The organism is Burkholderia sp. Tr-862, from assembly GCF_011753085.1.
Taxonomy (GTDB): Bacteria; Pseudomonadota; Gammaproteobacteria; order Burkholderiales; family Burkholderiaceae; genus Burkholderia; species Burkholderia ambifaria.
In genome coordinates this window covers 1-4,399 of sequence record NZ_VWWG01000285.1, presented here as the reverse complement: position 1 = coordinate 4,399, position 4,399 = coordinate 1, and the positions used below count along the sequence as shown (strand labels likewise).

Annotated in this window: 4 protein-coding genes; all 4 read right to left on the bottom strand. The window is 66.9% G+C overall.

Translation table 11 applies throughout. The features are described 5' to 3' along the window. A partial coding sequence (locus F3J14_RS33790) for a methyl-accepting chemotaxis protein (RefSeq protein WP_166726603.1) occupies window positions 1–1,222 on the bottom strand: 1,222 nt, incomplete at its 3' end. Between the two features lie 106 nt (window positions 1,223–1,328). Further along, window positions 1,329–2,420 (bottom strand): beta-propeller fold lactonase family protein, encoded by a 1,092-nt coding sequence (locus tag F3J14_RS33785; RefSeq protein WP_166726602.1) that lies wholly within the window; start codon window positions 2,418–2,420, stop codon window positions 1,329–1,331. Between the two features lie 106 nt (window positions 2,421–2,526). After that, window positions 2,527–3,879, bottom strand: a complete 1,353-nt coding sequence (locus tag F3J14_RS33780) for a TRAP transporter large permease (protein WP_011661000.1) — start codon at window positions 3,877–3,879, stop codon at window positions 2,527–2,529. A 4-nt stretch (window positions 3,880–3,883) separates the two neighbouring features. Beyond that, a partial coding sequence (locus F3J14_RS33775; protein ID WP_247682348.1) for a TRAP transporter small permease occupies window positions 3,884–4,399 on the bottom strand: 516 nt, incomplete at its 5' end.

Below are 4,399 nucleotides of genomic sequence, written 5' to 3'. Positions count from 1 at the left end.
TGCGCTGGGCCAGCGTGCGCACCTCGCCCGCGACGACCGCGAAGCCGCGCCCGTGCTCGCCCGCGCGCGCCGATTCGACCGCCGCGTTGAGCGCGAGGATGTTGGTCTGGAACGCGATGCCGTCGATCATCCCCGTGATCTCCGCGATCTTCTGCGAGCTCGTGTTGATCACGCCCATCATGTCGACGGCGCGGCCGACCAGTTCGCCGCCGTGCTGGGCGAGGTCCGCCGCGCTCGCGGCGAGCGTGCTCGCCTGCTGCGCGTTGTCCGCGTTCTGGCGGACCGTCGACGTCAGCTGCTCCATGCTCGCGGCCGTTTCCTCGAGCGACGCGGACTGCTGTTCGGTGCGGCTCGACAGGTCGAGGTTGCCCGCAGCGATCTCGCGCGCGGCCGTGTGGATCGCGTCGCTGCTGTCGCGCATGCCGGTGACGGTCGTCGCGAGGCCGGTCTGCATCCGCTTCATCGCCGCGAACAACTGGCCAATTTCGTTGCGGCCGGCATCGGGCACGTTCACGGTCAGGTCGTTCGACGCGATCCGGTCGAGCAGCGCGGCCGCGTTCGCGAGCGGCCGCGACACGATCGCGCGCAGCGCGAAGTGTGTCGCGGCGATCAGCGCGAGCGCCAGCGCGACACCGATGCCGACCATCGCGACGATGCGCGTGTACGCGGCGTTGTCGTCGTCGATCGTGTCTTCCGCCAGCTTATTGGCCGTGCGCTGGAATTTCTCGACATTCGCCGAATACACCTGGCCGGCGAGCGTGATTTCCTTGTCGTTGATCTCGGCATACGCGGCGGTATCGCCGTTGCGCAGCGCGTCGCTCGCGCGGGCGAGGACGCTCGCGAGATGCGTCGACGATTCGACCAGCGCCTGCTTCAGGTCGGCACCGAGGCTGCCGATCGGCGTGGTGTCCTTGAACGCCTGCGTTTCCTTCGCGGACAGATCGAACGTGCGCTGCGCGCTTTGCAATGCCGAGTCGCGCTGCGCCGGGTCGTCGTGTTCCTTCAGTGCCGAATACGCACGCACGAGCGCCGAGCGGGTACGCGTGCTGTCCTTGTACGCATCGTTGACGAGTGACGTCTGCGTTGCGATGGCATGCAGGCGTTTCGCGTTCGTGTTCGCGCTGCCGAGAGCAACGACCCCGACGATGCCGCCGACGATGATCATCGCTGCAAACGTGGCGAGCACGGCGAGCAAACTGTTTTTTACCTTCAGATCGCGCATGGTGAATCGACTCTCGAAGTTATCCCTAGTCGGTTAACGACAGCGGTTTGTTCAACTTGAGTCGATCGAACGCGATGTCGAGCCCGCATCGCACCCGTCGCGCGGATCAGTTCGTCCCGTCGTACGTGACGATCTCGACCCAGTTCGCGCCCTTGCCGACCGGATACTTGCCGATCGCGTCGAGGTGGCCGGTGTGCCGGTCGATCCGGTACACCGCGAGCGTCGGCGACAGTTGCCCGGCCGCGAGCAGATACGTGCCCGACGGATCGATCGCGAAGCCGCGCGGCTGCCGCTCGGTCGCGAACGTACCGATCCGCGCGAGCTTGCCCGACGCCGCATCGACCCGGTACGCCGCGAGCGTGCTCGACGTGCGCTCCGACGCGTAGAGGAATTTTCCGTCCGGCGTCAGGTGCAGGTCCGCACCCCACGGCTTGTCGCCATGAAAATCCGGCGGCAGGATCGACACCGTCTGGATCGGCCGCGCATCGGCGCCGCCATGCGACAGCGCAAGCACGTGCAGCTTGCCGTCGAGCTCGTCGATCAGGTATGCGAACCGCCCGTTCGACGAAAACACGAAATGGCGCGGGCCCGACTTCTCCGGCAGCCGGTACGCGGGCTCGGCCGTGTCGGTCAGCGTGCCGGTCGACGCATCGAACGGCAGGCGCAGCCATGCGTCGGCGCCGAGCACTGACGCGAACGCGTAGCGGCCGTCCGGCGACTGCCGGATCGCATGCGCCATCGGGCCCGTCTTCACTGTCTGCTGCACGTCGCCGGCCACGCCGTTCTCGCCGATCCGGTTGACCGCGAGCAGGTTGCCGCCGTACGACGCCGAGAACAGGTAGCGGCCCGACGCATCGGTCGACACATACGCCATGCTGTCCGCGAGCGGCGCGCGGCCCAGCTCGATCAACCGCCCGTCGAGCGGATTGATCGCGAAGCTGACGACGCGATACGGCGTCGAGCGCAGCGCCGCGTACAGCCGGTGATGATCGGGCGACAACGCCATCGGCATCACGGTGCCGTCGACCGGCACGGTTTCGATCGCGCGCAGCGCGCCGGTCGACGTGTCGACGCCGAACACCGAGATGTCGCGACTGTCGCCGTTGGATACGTACGCATACGTCGCGGCATGCGCGAGCGATACGGCCAGCGCGAATGCGGCGGCTGCGACGGCGCGCCATGCTGTCTTGTGGTTCATGGGAATACGCTATCCGTGATACGCGATACGTGAAAAAAACCGTTGACGTGATGACGGCGCCGGACCACCTCGGTCGTCCGGCGCCGCGACAGCCAAGGCCAGGTGGTCAGAACACCGCGTGGCCGCTGATCAGGCTCGGCAGCCAGGTCGAGAAGAACGGCATATACGTGACGATGTTGATCGCACTGAAGATCGCGAGGTAGTACGGCCACGCCATCTTCGTCGTCTCGCCGATCGACACGTTGCCGATCGCGCAGCCGACGAACTGCACCGAGCCGATCGGCGGGTGCACGAGGCCGAGCGAGCAGTTCAGCAGCAGCATGATCCCGAACTGCACCGGCCCGACGCCGCACGCCATCGCGATCGGCAGGAACAGCGGCGTCGTGATCAGGATGTGCGCGGCCATGTCGACGAACGTGCCGAGGAACACCTGGATGATGTTGATGTACAGCAGCATCAGCCACGGCGCGGCGGTCGACTGCTTCAGCAGCCCTTCGATCGCATCCGGAATCTCCAGGTACGACATCTGGAAGCGCAGCATGTTCGACACGGCGATCAGCAGCAGCACGACGCCCGTCGTGCGCGCCGCATGCGACAGCGCACGGCGCAGCTTCGCGACGGTCAGCGTGCGGTACACGATCGCGGTCAGCACGAGCGAATACACGACGGCGATCGCGGCCGCTTCGGTCGCGGTGGCAATCCCCTTCGCGACGCACACGAGGATGATCGCGATCACCATCAGGCCCGGCACCGCGCCGACGAAGCTGCGCAGCACCGCATACCAGCCCGGGAACGACGGCAGCGCGGACGAACCGTCTTCACGGCGCGGATAGCCGTGACGCACCGCTTGCCAGTACGCGGCGACGAGCACGAAGCCCATCACCCACAACACCGGCAGCAGCCCGGAGAACAGCAGGTCGCCGATCGACACGCCGCTCACCTGCTGGCCGTGCAGCATCCCCGTGATCCCCTGCGCGGCGAATGCGTAGATGATCATGTTGGTCGACGTCGGCATCAGCGCGCCGGCGAGCGACGCGTGGGTCGTCACGTTGACCGCGTAAGCCGCGCTGTAGCCTTCGCGCTTCATCAGCGGAATCACCACGCCGCCCATCGCCGACGTATCGGCGGTCGGCGAGCCCGACACGCCGCCGAACAGCGTGCATGCGACCACGTTGGCCATCCCGAGGCCGCCGCGGAAATGGCCGACGGTCGCCTGCGCGAAGCGCAGGATCCGGTCCGCGATGCCGCCATGCAGCATCAGCTCGCCGGAGAAGATGAAGAACGGCACTGCGAGGAACGAGAACGCGTTCATCCCCGAGATCATCGACTGCATCGCGGTCGCGATCGGCAGCCCTTCGACCAGGTAGGTCAGCACGCAGGAAATGCCGAGCGCGAACGAGACGGGCACGCCAAGCACGAGGAAAATCAGAAAACTGACGGACAGGATCGCGAGTTCCATGGCGTTATTGTCCCGACGAAGAACGACGAAGCGCGAGCAGGTGCTCGAGCGAGAAGAGGACGATCGCGATCGCCGCGGGAATCGTGATCAGGTAGCGCACGCCTTCGGGCAGCCCGATGATCGGGATGCGGTCGCCCATCGTCTCGGCGGCCATGCTGCCGCATCCGACCATGATCGCGATCGCGAATGCGATCAGGCTCAGATGCTGGATCGCGATCACCACGGTGCGCGGGCCCGGCGACAGGCGCCGCACGAGCGAGTCGAGGCCGATATGGCCGCCGTCGCGCACCTTCATCGCCGCGCCGAACATCGCGATCACGATCACCAGCAGCAGCGCGATCGGCTCGACGAAATCGGGCGCGTTCTCGAACACGTAGCGCATCACCACCGCGTAGAACACCAGCAGCGTGAGCGCCGCGAGACACAGCGACGCGATCACGGCCAGCGCGCGGAACAGCAGGTCGTTCGCGCAGCGCAACAGCGGCGCGGCCGCGCGCGGCCGGCCCGGCGCCGCACCGTC